This is a genomic window from Pseudomonas sp. MWU16-30322 (assembly GCF_020515535.1).
In the GTDB taxonomy this organism is placed as follows: domain Bacteria; phylum Pseudomonadota; class Gammaproteobacteria; order Pseudomonadales; family Pseudomonadaceae; genus Aquipseudomonas; species Aquipseudomonas fluorescens_H.
The window spans coordinates 398,685-417,666 of record NZ_JAIWYL010000005.1 but is presented as its reverse complement, the minus strand read 5'-3'; the positions used below and the strand labels follow the sequence as shown (position 1 = coordinate 417,666).

Genomic DNA, 18,982 nt, shown 5'->3' with positions numbered 1-18,982 from the left:
CGCCGCAGGCGGCAAAAGGGTTAGCCAGACGGCCCGCATCGCTCAAGAAAGCCATGCGCAGCCCGGTGACGAACGAGAGGGGAGACGATGAAGGCAGTTATTTTGGCGGGTGGCCTCGGCACGCGCATCAGTGAAGAGTCGCACCTCAAGCCCAAGCCCATGATCGAGATCGGCGGCAAGCCAATTCTCTGGCACATCATGAAGCAGTATTCCGCTCACGGAATCCACGACTTCGTGATTTGCCTGGGCTACAAGGGCTATGCGATCAAGGACTTCTTCGCCAACTACTTCCTGCACACCTCCGACGTCACTTTCAACATGCGCGAGAACCGCATGGACGTGCATCAGAATTACAGCGAGCCATGGAGCGTCACCCTGATCGACACCGGCGAGGAAACCATGACCGGTGGCCGTCTGCTGCGTGCCGGTCGTTACCTCAAGGATGAAGAGGCGTTCTGCTTCACCTACGGCGACGGCGTTTCCGACATCAACATTGCTCAGCTCGTCGATTACCACAAAGCCCACGGTCGCCTGGCCACCGTCACCGCGGTGCAGCCGCCGGGACGTTACGGCGCCCTCGAGCGCCAGGGCGATCAGGTGCTGGGTTTCACCGAGAAACCGCGCGGCGACGGTGGCTGGATCAACGGCGGCTTTTTCGTGCTGTCGCCCAAAGTCCTGTCCTACATCGCTGGCGATGAAACCACCTGGGAAGCCGAGCCGCTGGCGCGTCTGGCTCAGGAAGAACAGTTGAATGCCTTCGAACACGAAGGCTTCTGGCATCCGATGGACACCCTGCGCGACAAGAACCACCTCGAAGCGCTGTGGCAGAGCGGGGAGGCCCCATGGAAGCAATGGGCCTGAGCGCGGATTTCTGGCGCGGCAAACGTGTGCTGGTCACCGGTCACACCGGTTTCAAGGGCAGTTGGCTGACCCTGTGGCTGCAAAGCCTCGGTGCGCAAGTCAGCGGTTTCTCGCTGGATCCGTCGACCGAACCGAGCCTGTATGAACTGGCGCGGGTTCACGAAGGGATCAACGATCAACGTGGCGATCTGCGCGATCTCGGCGCGTTGCTGGAGATCATCGCCGACACCGAGCCGGAGATCGTCCTGCACCTGGCCGCGCAGCCGCTGGTGCGTGAAGGCTATCGCGATCCGCTGGGCACATACTCCAGCAACGTCATGGGCACGCTGAACCTGCTCGAAGCGATCCGTCAGGTCGGTTGCGTACGCGCCTGCGTGCTGGTGACCACCGACAAGGTTTACGCCAACAAGGAATGGCTGTGGCCGTACCGCGAAGACGAAGCCCTTGGCGGGCACGATCCTTACAGCAGCAGCAAGGCTTGCTGCGAATTGTTGGCACAGTCTTATGCGGCGTCGTTCTTCCCGGCTGACAAGTACGCCGAGCACGGTCTGGCCCTGGCCACCGCGCGCGCGGGCAACGTGCTGGGCGGCGGCGACTTTGCCCCGGAGCGCCTGATTCCCGACGTGCTCAAAGCCTGGACTGCCGACGAGCCGGTGACCCTGCGTTATCCGCAAGCCGTGCGCCCGTGGCAGCACGCGCTGGAACCGCTGGCCGGTTATCTGCAACTGGCGGCGGGGCTCTACGAACAAGGCCCGGAATACGCCGGGGCGTGGAACTTCGGCCCGGGCGAGGCGGACATGTGCAGCGTCGGCGAAGTGGTCGAACTGCTCGCCAGTCGCTGGCCACAGGCACGCGGTTTGCGCATCGAAAAAAGCGAACTGCACGAGGCTGGTCTGTTGCGCCTCGACAGTAGCCGCGCCCGTCAGGTGCTCGGCTGGCAGCCACGCTGGACCTTGCAGCAATGCCTGACCCAGACGCTCGACTGGCATCTGGCGTGGCAGAACGGCGATGACATGCGCAACGTCACTCTCGGTCAACTGAACCTGTACCGAGGCGCGCTGTGAGCGAGTTTTCCTTGAAACAGTTGCCGCTGGCCGGGCTGTTCAGCGTCCAGCACAAACGCTTCGAAGATCAGCGCGGGCATTTCGCCCGGCTGTTCTGCGAAGGCAGCCTGAGCGCGTTCGGCAGCGAATTTCATATCCGCCAGATCAACCATTCCTGCACCCGCGAGAAGGGCAGTGTGCGCGGTCTGCATTATCAAAACGCCAACGCACCGGAAGCCAAGCTGATCACTTGCCTGCGCGGTGAAGTGTGGGACGTGGCGGTGGATCTGCGCCCGGACTCCGAGACTTTTCTGCACTGGCACGCCGAGCATCTGAAGGCCGGCGACGGTCGCAGCCTGTTGATTCCGGCCGGCTTCGCTCATGGCTTTCAGACCCTGACCGACGACGCCGAACTGCTTTATCTGCACAGCGCCGATTACGCGCCGGAGCATGAGGGCGGTCTGTCGGTGAACGATCCACGGCTGGCGATTGCCTGGCCGTTGCCTGTCAATAATTTGTCAGCGCGTGATTCCAGCCATCCCGCGCTCGATCAACACTTTGCCGGAGTGCGTCTATGAACTGCCGTGGGTGCGCCGCACCGCTGAGTCTGCCGCTGATCGACCTCGGCACCTCACCACCGTCCAACGCCTACGTGCACGCCGAGCGCCTGGACCAGGCCGAACAATGGGTGCCGCTGAAGGTCGCTGTGTGCCAGCAATGCTGGCTGGTGCAGACCGAGGATTACACCCGCGCCGACAGCCTGTTCGACGCCGAGTACGCCTACTTCAGTTCGTTCTCCAGCACCTGGCTGGCCCATGCCGAGCGCTATGTCGCCGAGATGGTCGAGCGCTTTGCTCTGAACGCCGACAGCCGTGTGGTCGAAGTGGCGGCCAATGACGGCTATCTGCTGCAGTACGTCGCTGCTCGCGGTATCCCGTGTCTGGGTGTCGAGCCGACCCGCAGCACCGCGCAAGCGGCGCGGGAAAAGGGTCTGCAGATTCGTGAAGTGTTCTTCGGTCGCGACAGTGCAGCACAGTTGAAAGGCGAAGGCTGGGGCGCCGACCTGATGGCCGCCAACAACGTGCTCGCGCATGTGCCGGACATCAATGATTTCCTCGGTGGTTTCGCCACGCTGCTCAAGCCGACCGGCGTCGCCACTTTTGAGTTTCCGCAACTGCTGACGCTGATGGCCGGTGCGCAGTTCGACACGCTGTACCACGAGCACTATTCCTATCTGTCGCTGACCGCTGTGCAGACTCTGTGCGAGCGCAATGGTCTGGAAGTGTTCGACGTCAGCCAACTGCCGACCCACGGCGGTTCGCTGCGGGTGTTCGTGCAACGCCAGGATGGTGAGCGTCGTGCGGTGCAGCCGGCGGTGCAGCAACAGTTGCAGGCCGAGCTCGCTGCCGGGGTGAAAACCCCTGAGTACTACGCGACCCTCGCGCCGGCTGCCGAACGTATCAAGCATGAACTGCTGCGCTTCCTGTTGCAGGCCAAGGCCGACGGCAAGCGTGTGGTCGGTTACGGCGCGGCGGCCAAGGGCAACACTTTGCTCAACTACGCCGGGGTCAAACCGGATCTGCTGGCGTGGGTGGCCGATGCCAACCCGCACAAGCAGGGCAAGTTTCTGCCGGGCAGCCGTATCCCGATTGTCGCGCCGGCGCAGATCGATAGCGAAAAACCGGACTACGTGCTGGTGCTGCCGTGGAACCTGCTGCACGAAGTCAGTCAACAACTGGCGCAGGTGCGTCAGTGGGACGGGCGCTTCGTGATCGCCGTGCCTGAGATGAAAATCCTGTGAAAGTCCTGGTCACCGGGGCCACGGGCTTCGTCGGCCGGCATCTGGTCGCGGCGTTGCTCGCGCGTGGCTGCGCCGTGCGCGCGGTGGCGCGCAATTCAGATACGGCTGCGACCATGCCGTGGATCAACGACGTCGAATTTGTCGCGGCGGATATTCACGCGGCGGATCTGGACATTGCGGCGCTCACCGACGGTATCGACGTCCTCGCGCACCTGGCTTGGCCGGGGTTGCCGAACTATCGGGCGCTGTTCCATTTCGAGCACAACCTGATGGCCGACTACCGCTTTATCAAAGGCACGGTCGAGGCGGGTGTGAAGCAAGTGCTGGTGACTGGCACCTGCTTCGAGTACGGCATGCAAAGCGGCCCGCTCAGCGAAAATGTCGAGCCGAAGCCGAGCAATCCTTACGGTCTGGCCAAACACACGCTGCATCTGTTTTTGCAAAATCTGCAACAGGAAAAACCGTTCACCTTGCAGTGGGCGCGCCTGTTCTACCTGCATGGCGAAGGGCAGAACCCCAACAGTCTGCTGGCGGCGCTGGACCGGGCGATCGATGCCGGGGAGGCGTCGTTCAACATGTCTGGCGGCGAGCAGTTGCGGGACTTTTTGCCGATCGCCAGCGCCGCCGCTTACCTCGCCACGATCGTCCATCAGCGCGATTTCAACGGCGTGATCAATTGCGCCAGCGGTCAGCCGGTATCGGTGCGCGCACTGGTTGAACAACGGCTGCGCGAGCGCGGTGCAGCACTGAATCTGAACCTCGGCCATTACCCGTATCCGAGCCATGAACCGATGGCGTTCTGGGCCGTGACCGAGCGTTTGCAACAGCTACTGGGAGAGCCGCAATGAGGCACGAGTTGTATCGGGTTACCGACCTGCCGGTGTTGCAGAACCGCACCTTCGCCGACTCGGAGTCGGCCAAGGCTTCGGCCAGCGCCGACATGCTGCTGGTGCAGGATGAGCGCAGCGGCCTGATCTTCAACGCCGCGTTCAATGCCGACAAGCTCAGCTATGACGCTGACTATCAGAACGAGCAGGCCCATTCGGGCCAGTTCCAGAAGCACCTGAGCGAGGTCGAAGGCATCATCGCCAGGCACTTCAAGGGCCAGGAGCTGATCGAAGTCGGCTGCGGCAAGGGCTACTTCCTCGAGCTGCTCAAGGGCCTCGGTTATTCGATCACCGGGATCGATCCGGCCTACGAAGGTGAAAACGCCGACGTGATCAAGGCGCCGTTCACCCGTGGCCTCGGCCTGGCGGCGGACGCCATTGTCCTGCGCCATGTGCTGGAACACATCGAAGACCCGGTGAGCTTTCTGGCGGTGATCGCCGAAGCCAATCAGGGCGGGCAGATCTACATCGAAGTGCCGTGCTTCGACTGGATCCTCGAGCACAAGGCCTGGTTCGACCTGTTCTACGAGCACGTCAATTATTTCCGCCTCGATGACCTGCGCCGGATGTTCGGCACCGTACACGAGGCCGGCCACCTGTTCGGTGGCCAGTACCTGTACATCGTCGCCGACCTGTCGACGTTGCGCCTGGCCCCGGAGCAACCGGTGCCACGCCTGTCGCTGCCGGACGGTTTCACGGCGAGCCTTGAGCGCGCGGTGCAGATCATTCAATCCGCACCCGAGCAGGGTTCGGCGATCTGGGGCGCATCGTCCAAAGGCGTGATCTATTCGCTGTTCCTGCAACGCGCGGGTGTCGCGGTGGATCGTGTGGTGGATATCAACCCGGCCAAGCAGGGGCGTTATCTGCCGCTGAGCGGCGCGCGGGTGTCCTCGCCGCAAGAGGCGATGGATGCGCTGCCCGAAGGCGCCAACCTGTTTGTGATGAATTCCAATTACCTCGAAGAAATCAAGCGGATGACCGGTGGACGCTACGTCTATCACGCCGTCGATAGCGCTTCGTTCCAGTGACCATTGAGACTTTGAACATGACCGACAACAGCATCAACCAAGCCTTCGAAGCCGAGTGCCGCGAGCAGATCGCCCAGCAGGGTGACGACCAGAAACTCACTGGCCTGGCCCGTGATTTCTTCAACGAATCGGCCAAACACAAGTACAGCTACCACTTCTCGTGGATGGGCCGCCCGATCATCCAGTTGCCACAAGACATGATGGCGATGCAGGAGATCATCTGGCAGGTCAAGCCGGATCTGGTCATCGAGTGCGGCATCGCCCACGGCGGTTCGATCATCTACTACGCCTCCCTGCTGGAACTGCAAGGTCACGGCGAAGTGCTGGGCATCGACCTCGACATCCGCCCGCACAACCGTGAAGCGATCGAAAGCCACCCGATGGCCAAGCGCATCAAGATGATCGAAGGTTCGAGCATCGACCCGGCCATCGCCGCTCAGGTGCAGGCTGCGGCCAAAGGCAAGAAGGTCATCCTGGTGCTCGACTCCAACCACACCCACGACCACGTACTCGAAGAGCTGCGCCTGTACGCGCCGCTGGTCTCGGTCGACAGCTACTGCGTGGTGATGGACACCGTGGTCGAAGACATGCCGGCCGATTTCTTCCCGGATCGCCCATGGGGCCCGGGTGATAACCCGAAAACAGCGGTGTGGAAGTACCTGGAAGAGAACCAGGATTTCGAGATCGACCAGCAATTGCAGAACAAACTGCTGATCACCGTGGCGCCGGACGGCTATCTGCGTCGCGTTCGTTAATTCGCAACATCACCAAAGCGTTATCTCGGCGAGTCGCCGGTTGTGGAGAGAAGTTATGCAAGGCAAGTACAGTTCTGAACTGGCGCTACCGCTCAACGAGCTGTTGACCGTGGTGCTGATTACTCACAATCGGCCGGCGTTCCTGCGCCGGGCGGTGAAGTATTACAGCAGCTTGCCCTGCCGGATCATGGTGCTCGACTCGACGGTCGAGCGGCCTGAAGGGGATTTTTCCGCCGTCGATTATCACCATGTGCCGCAATTCGCCTACTGGGGCATGCAGGCCAAACTGGCTTACGGTGTGGAGCAGCTGACCACGCCGTATATGGTGCTGGCGGCCGATGATGACTTCATCCTGCACGATTCGCTGACCGAGTCCGTGAACTTCCTGCAGGCGAATCAGGACTACGGCATGTGCCACGGCTATTGCCTGATGTACCTGTCTCTGGCCCATGGCGTGAACTACTACCGTCGTGACAAGAAAGTCCAGGAAGACTATTCGTCCGAGCGGGCGCAGGATCGTGTCATCGATTATATGAGCCAGTACATTCCGCCGTTCTATGCGGTGACCCGTACTGACCTGATGAAAAACTGGCATTCGGTGTTGCCAGCGGGTACCAATTTCCAGTGGCAGGAAATTGGTCACGTCTATTACCTGCTGGCCAGTGCCAAGGCGCGGATCCTGCCGATGCCTTATGTGGTGCGCGAGATCAACTACGGTGTCTCCGAGCACAATACCGATGTGTATCACTCGCTGACCTACGCCGACGGCAAATCGGTCGCCGAGCGAGAAGCCTTTGCCGAGTTTCTTGCCTCCCTGCCAACTGCCATTCAAGGGCTCGACGCCGGACAGCTCAAGGCGTTTGCCCTGCAGAGTTTCGAGGCCATGGCCGACAGCTTGAAGACTGGGCGCGCGCTGACTGCAGAACTGATTTTCGAATCCACCTGGAACCAGAACCTCAGGCATCCTGATCGTCGTTTCGGCCCGTTGCAGTACGTCGAGATGCCGTTTTACAACCAGCCGTTCTTCGATCGTCTGGAGCAGTTCGAATTCATGCTGCACGCCATGCCCGCCGGCCGTATGCAACTGGAAGGACTTGAAGGCATATGGACTCGTCAGGCGCACTTGCTGCAGGCGCGCAACAACGATACCCCGGAAAGTGTGGTGGACCGTTTGTGGCAGGCGCATGACCTCAATGCTTTCAACCGGACCGTCGTCAAACGCCTTGCCGCACATCTCGACACCCTGGGTGAAGACGAAGCCGCCCAGTCGGTGAACGAATGGATTGCTCGACTTGAGGCGCTGACGGTTGAAGATCATCAGGCGGTCTTCGAAAAAATGAAGTCCGGTCGCCTGCTGCAGTGGCTGGCCGCGCGTGAGCCGTCGGCGCAACAGATCGAGTCGATCACTCGACAGCTGTCGGCCCATGACGGTGGCCCGCAGTTCGGCATTTTCCTGCTGGATCTGGATGACCAGATCGACAAGGTGCAGGTCTCGCTCGACAGTCTGCTCGAGGGGCACTGCAAAGCGTTCAAGATTGTGGTGTTCACCACGGGCGAACCGCCGGTAGCGACCACCGCGCAAAACACCCTGCACTTCGTGCGCGTCACCCAGAGCAACTATGTCGACAAGTTGAATCAGAGCGCCCAACAGTCACCGTGCGACTGGCTGCTGCTGGCGCAAGCGGGCGACGAGTTCACCGCTGGCGGCTTGTTGCGGGCCAGTCTGGAACTGATGTCCGCCGAGGGTGTACGCGCTGTTGCCACCGATGAAATCCAGCGCAAGGAAAACGGTGCGCTGGTCGACGTCTTCCGCCCGGGCTTCAATCTGGACCTGCTGCAAAGCATTCCAGCGCTGATGGCGCGTCACTGGTTGATTCGCCGCGAAGTGTTGCTCGAAGCCGGTGGTTATCAAGCGGACTTCAGCAAGGCACTGGAGCTGGATCTGTTGCTGCGCATCATCGAACAGGGCGGCATTGGCGGCCTGGCGCACCTCGACGAGCCACTGCTGATCACCCAGGCCTCGGTGCTGGAAGAGAATGCCCACGAACGTCAGGCGCTGCTGCGTCACCTGACCAATCGCGGATACAAGGCCAGGGTCACCTCGGCGACGCCCGGTACTTATCAGATTGATTACCGTCATGCCGAACAGCCGCTGGTGTCGATCATCGTCCCAGCCATCGACGACCTGCCGGCCCTGCGCCGCTGCCTGGAAGGCGTGTTGCTCAGAACCCGTTACAGCCGTTATGAAGTGCTGATTGCGGCGAATCCGAATCAGTCGGCCGAGGTCAATGACTGGCTGGGCACGCTTCGCAACCCCAAAGTCAATGTGCTGCGTGCCGATCAGCCGCTCGGTGAGACGGCGTTGTACAACGCCGCCAGCGAGCAGGCGCAGGGTGAATATCTGGTGCTGTTGGCGGCTGACAGCGAGGTCGTCAATCCGAACTGGATCGACTCGTTGCTCAATCACGCGCAGCGTCCGGAAGTGGCTATCGTCGGTGCCAAACTCGTCGATCGTGACGGCAAGATCGCTCATGCCGGTTTGATTCTTGGTCTGAACGATGGCGTGGGCTCGCCTTTCATCGGTGAAAAACATGCCGCTGAGGGCTACATGCAACGCCTGGCGGTCGAGCAGAATTATTCCGCGGTGTCGAAAGTGTGCCTGATGATCCGCAAAGAACTGTTCAACGTACTGGGCGGTCTGGACGAAGTGACGTTCGCCGATGGCTTCAGCGATGTCGATCTGTGCCTCAAGGCCGGTGATGCGGGTTACCTCATTGTGTGGACGCCGCTGGTGCAGGTTGTGCATCCGGGCCTCTTGCCGCAAGCGCCATCAGCGCTGGCTGCATTGCGTGAGAAGTGGGGCGGCGCCTTTGCGCAGGACAGTGCCTATAACGCCAACCTGTCCCTCATCGGGAAAGGTTTTGCCTTGGGTGAAAGCACGCCGGTCAACTGGCCACAGTTACTCGCTTGAGTCCGTCGGACAAGGAACAGGAATCAGCACATGTTCAACGGTAAATCGATCTTCATCTCCGGCGGCACCGGGCTGTTCGCCGACACGCCTGCGAAGGGTTCGGAATGATTCCCTACGGTCGGCAAAGCGTCGATGAAGCGGACATCGATGCGGTGGTCGCGCAGCTGCAATCGGACGGGCTGGTCAAGGGTTCGGCGGTGGAGCGTTTCGAGCGGTCGGATATCGATGCTGTGGTTGCAGTGCTGCAGTCGGACTGGTTGACCCAGGGGCCGACCGTCGAGCGTTTCGAGCAGGCAATGGCCGAGCGTTGTCAGGCTGACTTTGCGGTGGCGGTGTGCAATGCCACGGCGGCCCTGCACATCGCCTGCATCGCCGCCGAGCTCGGACCTGGCGATCGCTTGTGGACTACGCCGAATACCTTTCTGGCCTCGGCCAATTGCGGGCGTTATTGCGGTGCCGATGTCGACTTCGTGGACATCGATCCGCTGACCTGGAACCTTGATGCCGAGGTTCTGGCCAGCAAGCTCGAGGCCGCCGAGCAGACGGGAACGTTGCCCAAGGTGCTGGTGGCGGTAGCCTTTTCGGGGCAGAGCTGCGACATGCGGCGAATCGCCGAATTGGCTGAGCGTTACCGCTTCACTGTGATCGAAGATGCCTCACATGCCGTCGGAGCATCCTATGCCGGGCGACCGGTTGGTTGCGGCGAGTTCGCAGCGATGACCGTGTTCAGTTTTCACCCGGTGAAAATCATCACCAGTGCCGAGGGCGGCATGGTTCTGACCAATCGTCCGGAGCTGGCCGAGCGTTTGCAGCGTCTGCGTTGCCATGGCTTGACTCGGGATCCGCAACAGATGATCGGGCCCAGCCATGGCCTTTGGTATTACCAGCAGATCGAGCTGGGTTTCAACTATCGGATCACTGACCTGCAAGCCGCGCTCGGCCTTTCGCAAATGAGCCGGCTGGACGAGTTCGTCAGCCGCCGCCGGGAATTGGCGGCACGCTATGAACGCTTGTTGGCGTATCTGCCGGTGACGCTCCCGAGCGCGCAGGCGGGAGCCGATTCGGCCTGGCACCTGTATGTGATTCGCTTGCAGACCGAGCGTATCGGTCTCAGCCATCGCCAGGTGTTCGAAGGATTGCGCGCGGCCGGTATCGGCGTGAACCTTCACTACATTCCACTGCATTTGCAGCCGTACTATCGCGACCTGGGGTTTGCCGAAGGCGATTTTCCCGAGGCTGAGCGCTATTACGCCGAAGCGATCAGTTTGCCGATGTTTCCGTTGTTGAGTGATGAGCAACAGGATCATGTCGTCGAGCAACTGCGTCGTCTGACCCAATGAATATCGCTGCTATGAATGATGGGAACTTTGCAATGCGTGATCTGAGTGAGCAGGAGAAATTCTGGCAGGGCGAATTCGGCAACCGGTACGTTGACCGTAATGTCGGCCAGCCACTGGTCGCGGCCAACCTGGCGATATTCTCCAGGGTACTGGCGCGTGCCGGGCGGATCGACAGCCTGGTGGAGCTGGGGACCAATGCCGGCAACAATTTGCAGGCGTTGCGTCAATTGCTGCCCGGATGCGAGCTGTTCGGGGTAGAGATCAATGCCAGTGCCTGCGCCAGGGCGCGGGCGCTGGATATCGCGCAGATCTGGCACGGCTCACTGTTCGATTTCCCCCGGGATCGACAATACGACCTGACCCTCAGCAAGGGGGTGCTGATTCACCTGGATCCGTCGTTGCTGCCGATGGCTTATGCGCAGCTGTACGAGTTGAGCAGTCGCTACATCCTGATTGCCGAGTACTACAACCCGGTGCCGGTGGAGGTATCCTATCGCGGTAACAGCGGCAAATTGTTCAAGCGTGATTTCGCCGGTGAGATGCTTGAACGTTATGCTGATCTGCAATTGCTGGATTACGGATTTGTGTACCACCGCGATCCGCAATTTCCGGCGGACGATGTCACTTGGTTCTTACTGGAAAAACGCTCTTGAGCAATGTTGCAATCATCCCTGCGCGCGGTGGCAGCAAACGGATACCGAGCAAGAATCTGAAACTGTTCGACGGTTTGCCGATGATCGTCCACTCGATCCGTACGGCACTCAAATCCGGTTTGTTCGAACAAGTCGTGGTCAGCACCGATGACGCAGAAATTGCCGAAGTGGCGCTGGCGCACGGGGCACAGGTCCCGTTTCTGCGGCCGGCACGTCTAGCCGATGACTTTACCGGCACTGCGGCAGTCATCGTGCATGCGCTGCAACAACTGCCGGACTTCGATTACGCCTGCTGCGTCTACGCCACGGCGCCATTGCTGCAGGCGCGTTTCCTGCGTGAGGGCTTCGAACTGCTCGAGCGTGAACCGGAAAAGTCCTTTACCTTCTCGGTTTGCCGTTTCGGTTTCCCGGTGCAGCGTGCGCTGACGCTGGACGGGCAGGGCGCACTGACCGCGTTGTATCCGGAGTTTCGCAATGCCCGCTCGCAGGATCTGCCCGAGGCCTTTCAGGATGCCGGGCAGTTCTATTGGGGGCGCAGCGCCGCATGGCTCAGAGGTGATGTCCTCTACTCCTCGGCCAGCCTGCCGGTGATTTTGCCGCGGCATCTGGTGCAGGATATTGATAATGCCGAAGACTGGCAGCGTGCCGAATACCTTCACGCTGCACTCAAGGCAGGTGGGGAACTGCAGTGAAAGTCCTGATTCGCGCCGATTCGTCGCCAACCATCGGCAGTGGCCACATTGCTCGTTGCCTGCCGCTGGCGCGGGTGTTGCGCAAGCAGGGCAGTCACGTCGCGTTTGCCTGCCGACGCTTGCCGGGACATCGGCTCGACATGTTGCACGCCGAGGGCTTCGCGACGTTTGCGCTGCCGGATCGCTACGCCGATGAAGATCCGGATCAGGCCATCGAGTCGATGCTGCCGTGGCAGGCGGATATCGATGCACTGGCGACGCAGATGGAAGGACAACCCGGATTTGACTGGGTCATCGTCGATCATTACGGCCTCGACCATCACTGGCAGACCGCTGCCCGACGCTTTGCACCTCGGATTGCCGCCGTCGACGATCTGGCGACCCGGCAGTACAGCGTGGATCTGCTGCTCAATCAGAACCTCTCGGGACTCAGCGAAAACTATCAGCCGCTGCTGCCGGCCGGATGCAGAATGCTGCTCGGTCCACGCTTTGCCATGTTGCGTGAGGAGTTCTGTGGCCCGGCCATCGAGATCAAGCCTGTGGCGCGCCGGGTGCTGGTGAATTTTGGCGGTTTCGATGTGGCGCGCCAGACTCATCACGCGATGCTGGCGCTGGCGGATTTTTCGGCGCTTGAAGTGGATTTCGTCGCCGGTGCCGATAACCCGGCCTGGGCAGAGATGCAGGCACTGGCCGAAACCCGACCCCACTGGCGCCTGCACAGTTTCGTCAGCGATTTCCAGCAACGCATGACTGAGGCCGATCTGTTTATCGGCGCTGGCGGCGGCACCAGTTGGGAGCGTGCAGCCCTCGGCCTGCCGACGATCTGCATTGCGGTATCGAACAATCAGCAGGCCAATGGCGAAGTCATGGCGGCGGCGGGCGCGCATGTGTTCATGGGCGCCCGCGAGCAGGTGAGCGTCGAACAACTGCGCGATGCCGTCGGTTTTGTCGTCGACAATTTTTATCTGCGCCAGAGCCTGGCCGAGCGTTCGCGGCAACTGGTGGATGGGCGCGGTGCGTTGCGCGTGGCGGCGGCGTTGGCCGGTGCGGTGCTCACGCTGCGCGCGGCGACCCTCGATGATGCGCACTTGTTGTTCGACGGGCGCAATGCCGAGGCGGTACGTCGCTGGTCACTGGACACGGCTGCAATCGAGTGGCCGCAGCACCTGAACTGGCTGAATGCGAGCCTGCGCAACCCGCAGCGTCTGCTGCTGATCGCCGAGGCCGATGATGGTCCGGTTGGCGTGTTGCGTTATGACCTGCGCGGCTTTGAGGCCGAAGTGTCGCTGTATCTGCTGGAAGGACGATTCGGTCTGGGGTGGGGCAGGGCGCTGTTGGCGCGAGGCGAGGCGTTCGTTCGCGCGCGCTGGCCGCAGTTGAGCGCGATTACCGCTCAGGTGCTGCCGGACAATCGTCCCTCTTTGAATGTATTTCGTGACGCCGGATTCACCCAGAGTGCCTGCGCGTTCACAAAGGTTTTGAAGGATCACCCTGATGAGTAGTTTCAAGATTGGCGAACGTCTGATCGGCGCCGATGCGCCGCCGTTCATCATCGCCGAAATGAGCGGCAACCATAACCAGTCGCTGGAGGTGGCCCTGCAGATCGTCGAGGCCGCCGCCAAGGCTGGCGCGCATGCCTTGAAGCTGCAGACTTACACCGCGCAGACCATGACCCTCGATCTGGCCGAGGACGAGTTTTTCATCAAGGACCCGAACAGCCTGTGGACCGGGACTTCGCTGTACGACCTGTACGAGAAGGCCCATACCCCGTGGGAGTGGCACGCACCGATTTTCGCCCGGGCCAAAGAGCTGGGCATGCTCGCGTTCTCGACGCCGTTCGATGACACGGCGGTGGACTTTCTCGAAAGCCTCGACGTGCCGGCGTACAAGATCGCCAGTTTCGAAAACACCGATCTGCCGTTGATTCGTCGCGTGGCGGCGACCGGCAAACCGCTGATCATCTCCACCGGCATGGCGAGCATCGCCGAACTCGACGAAACCGTGCGTGCCGCCCGCGAGGCAGGGTGCAAGGATCTGGTGCTGCTCAAATGCACCAGCACTTACCCGGCAACGCCGCTCAACAGCAATCTGCGCACGATTCCGCACCTGCGTGAGCTGTTCGGTTGTGAGGTCGGGCTGTCCGATCACTCCATGGGCGTTGGCGTGTCCGTGGCCGCTGTGGCGCTCGGGGCGACCGTGGTGGAAAAACATTTCACCCTCGACCGTTCGGCAGGTGGGGTGGACGCCAGTTTCTCACTGGAACCTGCGGAGCTGGCCAGTCTGGTGGTCGAAACCGAACGCGCCTGGCAGGCCATGGGCCAGGTGCATTACGGCGTCACCGAAGCCGAGCGCAAGTCGCTGGTTTATCGCCGTTCGCTGTACGTCACCGTCGACATGGCCGCCGGTGAGTCCTTCACCGCCGCCAATCTGCGCGCCATTCGCCCCGGTCTCGGTCTGCCGCCCAAGCACACCGAAGCCGTCCTCGGTCGCTGCGCTCGCCTGGCGATCAAACGCGGCACGCCGCTGGACTGGTCGTTGGTCGAATAACCCGATCTGCACCCGATTCGGCAAAATAGCGTGACCTGCGAGTCATAACGCGCATCTTCACTGTATTGTATTGACCGGGGAGATGGGCGCCTGGCCGTGTATCGGTTCCAGTGATAGCCCTTTGCGCTCCCCGTGGCTGCCCTTTGTGGCGGCCGTTTTCTGTTTGTCGGCGCCCCTCGAATCCTTGCGAGCGGTGGTTTTGGGCTGTTTTTTATTGGGAAGCCGTAATGATTGGCATAAAAAGCATTGCGAGCTACGTTCCTGTAGCCGGCGTGGACAATTACGCACAAGGTGCAAAATTCGAGAAGGATGAAGAATTCATCCTCGGCAAAATCGGTTCGGCCTTCCTGCCGCGCAAAGACGCTGAACAGGAAACCTCCGATCTGTGCGTGGAAGCGGCCAATGCGCTGTTTGCCAGCAACCCTGAACTGAAACGTGAATCGATCGACGCGCTGATCGTCGTCACTCAGAACGGTGACGAAGAAGGCCTGCCGCACACTGCTGCAATCGTCCAGGACAAGCTCGGTCTGCCGACCAATGTCGCGGCGTTCGATATTTCCCTGGGCTGCTCCGGTTACGTCTACGGCATCTACGCGATCAAGGGCTTCATGGAAGCCGCCGGCCTGAAGAACGGTCTGCTGATCACCGCTGACCCGTATTCGAAAATCGTCGACCCCGAAGACCGCAACACCACCATGCTCTTCGGCGATGCCGCCACTGCTACCTGGATGGGCGAAGACCCTTCCTGGGCGCTGGGCAAGGCCAAGTTCGGCACCGACGGTTCCGGCGCACCGCACCTGAAAGTCACCGATGGCGTGTTCTTCATGAACGGGCGTCAGGTGTTCAACTTCGCGCTGCTCAAAGTCCCGGCGCACTTGCACGAATTGCTCGACGACTCCGGTCTGAAGGCTGATGACATCGACGCCTTCTGCATTCACCAGGGCAGTGCGGCGATTGTCGATGCGGTGGCCCGCCGTTTCGAAGGTGAGCCGGAGAAGTTCATCAAGGACATGGTCGAGACCGGCAACACCGTGTCGTCGAGCGTGCCGCTGCTGCTGGAAAAACACGTGCTCGATTCCGACTGGAAGCGCATTGCGATCAGTGGTTTCGGTGTGGGTCTGTCGTGGGGCTCGGCGATCATCTATCGTCCTTGAGTCCGGTCAAAAACGGCGGATACAAAAATAGCGTTCAGGGTTACCCTTGAACGCTATTTTTTTGCCTGAAGGGAGCGCGAGCCGGCATGAGCGAGTTTTTCCAAGCCAACTCCGAGGTTATCCAGCAGCGCTGGCCGGCGTTGTTCGAGCGGCTGATGGCTGAAGACAGTTCAGCGGTTCAAGCCGAGCTGGTGCAGGGTCTGGGTTCAACGCTGAGCGTAAATGGCATTCAACTGACCAGTCGCCATGACCGGGTCCACGAAGCCCGCATTCAGGCCGCCAGTCTGGCGCAAAAGCCGCAGCTGCATGTCTACGGCACTGGCTTGGGTGACCTGCCAACGGTGCTGCTGGAGCGCGCTGGCCTTGAGCGGTTGTACGTGCACATCCTCAATGGCGCGTTGTTCGCTCTGGTGCTGCAGTTGCTGGATCAGCGCCAATGGCTGGAAGACCCGCGCGTGCAGCTGTTCTATGCCGGTGATCTGTCCGACATCTGCACACCGTTTTTCGCCCTGCCGGCCGAGATGCTGCTGGCCGATGACTTCAACGCGAAGATCCGCGATCGACTGGTCAGCGAAGTGCACCTGAGCTTCAACAATCGTGAGTTCGATCCGCAGTTGCCGTTCATCCAGCAGCGTTTGCAGGACTGCTTGCCGGTGCTGTTGGGCGATGACGATGTGGCGCAGCTGTTCGGCACGGTCAGTGACCGGGAAATCTACGTGATTGGCACCGGGCCGACGCTGGAGGGGCATTACCAGCGTCTGGCGGCGGTGTACTCACAGACCGAGCGTCCATTTCTGATGTGCGTCGATACCGCTTACCGGCCACTGCGCGAACACGGGATCGTCCCGGATCTGGTGGTCACGATCGATCAGCGCATCAGCTTTCGGCACTTGCCGTTCGAGGACTCCGATGGCATTGCGCTGGTGTATCTGCCCTTGAGCGATCCAGAGATGCTGCGGGCATGGAAAGGCAAACGCTACGGCGGTTATTCGGCCAGCCCGGTTTATGCCACGTTGCGTGAGCAATACCCGCGCGGACAACTGCATGTGGGCGGCAGTGTGATACATCCGGCGGTGGACCTGGCGGTGAAGATGGGGGCATCGCGCGTTACCCTGTTCGGCGCTGACTTCGCGTTCCCGATGAACAAAACCCATGCCGGCTGGAATGATGGCGATCTGGGGCCCGGCGTCGATCAGGCTCGATATTGGGTACAGAATGGCAACGGCCAGCGGGTCAGCACGCAACTGAATTTTCGTGGCTACCTGTGTGTTCTGGAGCGTTATATCGCCGCACATCCGCAGGTGCAGTTTTTCAACAGCAGTCGGGCAGGCGCACTGATCGCCGGGACGCAGTTCAATCAGGAGTTTGTGCAATGACGACGATTGAGCAGTGCGTCGACGAATGCCGTCAGTGCGCCGGGCTGTTTCGCCTGGGACGTGATGTCGAGGCGGCGCTGGATATGGTCGATGTATTCGAGGGCGCGCAGCAGTTGCTGATCGCTGCGCCTGCGCCGATTCAGCAGGAGTGGGCCTTTGTACTCACGCACATGCTCGACTGTCAGGAGCGTCAGGACTGGTTGGGGCTGGCGGACTGGATGGAGTACGAGCTGATCGAAGTGTTGCAAAAAGCACGATCGGCAAAGTGAGCGACCGCACTGGCCCGCGGCTTTGCTTGAGGGTCGGTTTTATGGCGTCATTTTTTCGCAGGTGGGAGGGCGCTAAGCCCTTGTTTTCTCGGGGGTGGCAGGGTGATGGCAAATTTTTTTCAAAAAGCCCTCAAGCAACTTGCCAACCCGACGATAACTATTACGAAGGTTCTCTAGGCCATTCCAGGCGGTTGCCAGGGCCGGAAGCCGCAGTACCCAACCAACGAGGAATTCGTCATGGCTTTAACAGTAAACACCAACACCACGTCGCTGAACGTTCAAAAGAACCTGAACCGCGCTTCCGACGCTCTGTCGACTTCGATGCAGCGCCTGTCTTCCGGCCTGAAAATCAACAGCGCTAAAGACGACGCTGCTGGCCTGCAGATCTCGAACCGTATGTCTTCGCAGATCCGTGGTAACACCCAAGCCATCCAGAACGCCAACGACGGTATCTCCGTTGCTCAGACCGCTGAAGGCGCTCTGCAAGCTACTACCGACATCCTGCAGCGTATGCGTGAACTGGCTGTTAAAGCACGTAACGGCACCAACGGCACTGCTGACCAGACCGCTACCAACGCTGAATTCGCTCAGATGTCCGACGAGATCACCCGTATCTCGGCTTCGACCAACCTGAACGGCAAAAACCTGCTGGACGGTTCGGCTGGTACTGTGACCCTACAAGTTGGCGCAAACACCGGTTCGGCTAACCACATCGACCTGGTACTGAGCTCCAAGTTCGACGCCGTCAGCCTGTCGGTTGGTAGCGGTACTCTGTCCCTGACCGGTGCTACCGTAACTGGCGCTTCGCAGAACATCGACAACGCGATCACCGCAATCGACGCCGCTATCGCTGCAATCGGTGCAACTCGTGCCAGCCTGGGTGCTTCGCAAAACCGTCTGACCAGCACCATCCAGAACTTGCAGAACATCACCGAGAACACCACTGCTGCACAAGGTCGCGTACAAGATACCGACTTCGCCGCAGAGACTGCTAACCTGACCAAGCAGCAAACCCTGCAACAGGCTTCGACCTCTGTTCTGGCTCAAGCCAACCAACTGCCTTCCGCTGTACTGAAGCTGCTTCAGTAATTTCGGAATGAGTTTGGGCGGGAGGGTGCGCTGGTCGCGCTCTCTCGCTTTTTTACGTTAGGAGGTGATGAGCATGGACATGAGCGTAAAGCTTAACGTGTCTTATCCGGCTCCCAAGCCAGCGACGCCTGTTGCTGATAAGCCGTCGGAGACGCCAAAAGTTGCACCGGCCGACGCTCCGGTCGCTGACAGGAAAAGTCAGCAAACGGATGACGCCAAGTTGAAACTGGCCGTGCAAGAGATCGAGAAGTTCGTTCAATCGATCAAGCGTAACCTGGAGTTCTCGATCGACGAGCACTCTGGCAAGGTCATCGTCAAGGTGATCGCAAGCGAGACGGGTGAGGTCGTACGCCAGATCCCCTCCGCAGAAGCACTCAAGCTCGCAGACAGCCTCGCCAACGCAAGCCATGTGTTGTTCGACGCCAAAGTCTGATAGCTGGCATGAATAGTGTTTGTCTTTCTTGAATGACGCCTGGAAGGGTCAAAAGTCTGGCAACAATCTGAAGGGAGATGCAC

Annotated in this window: 18 protein-coding genes; all 18 read left to right on the top strand. The window is 60.4% G+C overall.

Translation table 11 applies throughout. The features are described from left to right. The first annotated feature begins 87 nt into the window (after positions 1-87). The 18 genes from rfbF (at position 88) to LCH64_RS12965 (ending at position 18,899) form a co-directional block, all read left to right on the top strand. Entirely contained in the window at positions 88-861 is a 774-nt protein-coding gene (gene rfbF / locus LCH64_RS13050; protein ID WP_103483904.1) for a glucose-1-phosphate cytidylyltransferase, read from the top strand. Beyond that, positions 843-1,925: a CDP-glucose 4,6-dehydratase gene (gene rfbG / locus LCH64_RS13045; protein WP_003222822.1), complete on the top strand. Its 1,083-nt coding sequence runs from the start codon at positions 843-845 to the stop codon at positions 1,923-1,925. The genes rfbF and rfbG overlap by 19 nt, the downstream gene beginning before the upstream one ends. Then, positions 1,922-2,482: a dTDP-4-dehydrorhamnose 3,5-epimerase gene (gene rfbC / locus LCH64_RS13040; protein WP_166495459.1), complete on the top strand. Its 561-nt coding sequence runs from the start codon at positions 1,922-1,924 to the stop codon at positions 2,480-2,482. The genes rfbG and rfbC overlap by 4 nt, the downstream gene beginning before the upstream one ends. Then, the gene (locus LCH64_RS13035; RefSeq protein WP_226500454.1) at positions 2,479-3,705 is read left to right on the top strand and encodes a class I SAM-dependent methyltransferase; all 1,227 of its coding nucleotides are present in this window, start codon (positions 2,479-2,481) and stop codon (positions 3,703-3,705) included. The genes rfbC and LCH64_RS13035 overlap by 4 nt, the downstream gene beginning before the upstream one ends. Continuing rightward, positions 3,702-4,553, top strand: coding sequence for an NAD(P)-dependent oxidoreductase (locus LCH64_RS13030; protein ID WP_226500453.1), 852 nt, complete (start codon positions 3,702-3,704; stop codon positions 4,551-4,553). The genes LCH64_RS13035 and LCH64_RS13030 overlap by 4 nt, the downstream gene beginning before the upstream one ends. Beyond that, positions 4,550-5,620: a class I SAM-dependent methyltransferase gene (locus LCH64_RS13025; RefSeq protein WP_226500452.1), complete on the top strand. Its 1,071-nt coding sequence runs from the start codon at positions 4,550-4,552 to the stop codon at positions 5,618-5,620. The genes LCH64_RS13030 and LCH64_RS13025 overlap by 4 nt, the downstream gene beginning before the upstream one ends. A gap of 17 nt (positions 5,621-5,637) precedes the next feature. Next, positions 5,638-6,375: a cephalosporin hydroxylase family protein gene (locus tag LCH64_RS13020; protein ID WP_027614220.1), complete on the top strand. Its 738-nt coding sequence runs from the start codon at positions 5,638-5,640 to the stop codon at positions 6,373-6,375. Between the two features lie 55 nt (positions 6,376-6,430). Beyond that, a complete protein-coding gene (locus LCH64_RS13015; protein ID WP_226500451.1) occupies positions 6,431-9,346 on the top strand; it encodes a TIGR00180 family glycosyltransferase in 2,916 nt (971 codons plus the stop codon). A gap of 104 nt (positions 9,347-9,450) precedes the next feature. Continuing rightward, positions 9,451-10,686 carry a UDP-4-amino-4,6-dideoxy-N-acetyl-beta-L-altrosamine transaminase gene (gene pseC, locus LCH64_RS13010; protein WP_226500450.1) on the top strand — a complete coding sequence of 412 codons (1,236 nt, stop codon included), beginning with the start codon at positions 9,451-9,453 and terminating at the stop codon, positions 10,684-10,686. A 32-nt stretch (positions 10,687-10,718) separates the two neighbouring features. Then, positions 10,719-11,339: a pseudaminic acid biosynthesis-associated methylase gene (locus LCH64_RS13005; RefSeq protein ID WP_226500449.1), complete on the top strand. Its 621-nt coding sequence runs from the start codon at positions 10,719-10,721 to the stop codon at positions 11,337-11,339. After that, positions 11,336-12,031: a pseudaminic acid cytidylyltransferase gene (pseF, locus tag LCH64_RS13000; protein WP_226500448.1), complete on the top strand. Its 696-nt coding sequence runs from the start codon at positions 11,336-11,338 to the stop codon at positions 12,029-12,031. Before LCH64_RS13005 ends, pseF begins: the two co-directional genes overlap by 4 nt. Further along, the gene (gene pseG / locus LCH64_RS12995) at positions 12,028-13,533 is read left to right on the top strand and encodes a UDP-2,4-diacetamido-2,4,6-trideoxy-beta-L-altropyranose hydrolase (protein ID WP_226500447.1); all 1,506 of its coding nucleotides are present in this window, start codon (positions 12,028-12,030) and stop codon (positions 13,531-13,533) included. Before pseF ends, pseG begins: the two co-directional genes overlap by 4 nt. Further along, entirely contained in the window at positions 13,526-14,578 is a 1,053-nt protein-coding gene (gene pseI, locus LCH64_RS12990; protein ID WP_226500446.1) for a pseudaminic acid synthase, read from the top strand. The genes pseG and pseI overlap by 8 nt, the downstream gene beginning before the upstream one ends. Before the next feature lie 227 nt (positions 14,579-14,805). Next, on the top strand, positions 14,806-15,732 hold the full coding sequence (locus tag LCH64_RS12985; protein ID WP_103521344.1) for a ketoacyl-ACP synthase III: 927 nt from the start codon (positions 14,806-14,808) through the stop codon (positions 15,730-15,732). 86 nt (positions 15,733-15,818) lie between these two features. Continuing rightward, a complete protein-coding gene (locus tag LCH64_RS12980) occupies positions 15,819-17,108 on the top strand; it encodes a 6-hydroxymethylpterin diphosphokinase MptE-like protein (RefSeq protein ID WP_226500445.1) in 1,290 nt (429 codons plus the stop codon). Beyond that, positions 17,105-17,377, top strand: a complete 273-nt coding sequence (locus LCH64_RS12975; RefSeq protein WP_096796270.1) for a hypothetical protein — start codon at positions 17,105-17,107, stop codon at positions 17,375-17,377. The genes LCH64_RS12980 and LCH64_RS12975 overlap by 4 nt, the downstream gene beginning before the upstream one ends. A 237-nt stretch (positions 17,378-17,614) precedes the next feature. Continuing rightward, complete coding sequence (locus tag LCH64_RS12970; RefSeq protein WP_007920059.1) at positions 17,615-18,466, top strand: flagellin domain-containing protein; 852 nt, start codon at positions 17,615-17,617, stop codon at positions 18,464-18,466. 73 nt (positions 18,467-18,539) lie between these two features. Beyond that, the gene (locus tag LCH64_RS12965) at positions 18,540-18,899 is read left to right on the top strand and encodes a flagellar protein FlaG (RefSeq protein ID WP_027614231.1); all 360 of its coding nucleotides are present in this window, start codon (positions 18,540-18,542) and stop codon (positions 18,897-18,899) included. Positions 18,900-18,982: the final 83 nt, after the last annotated feature.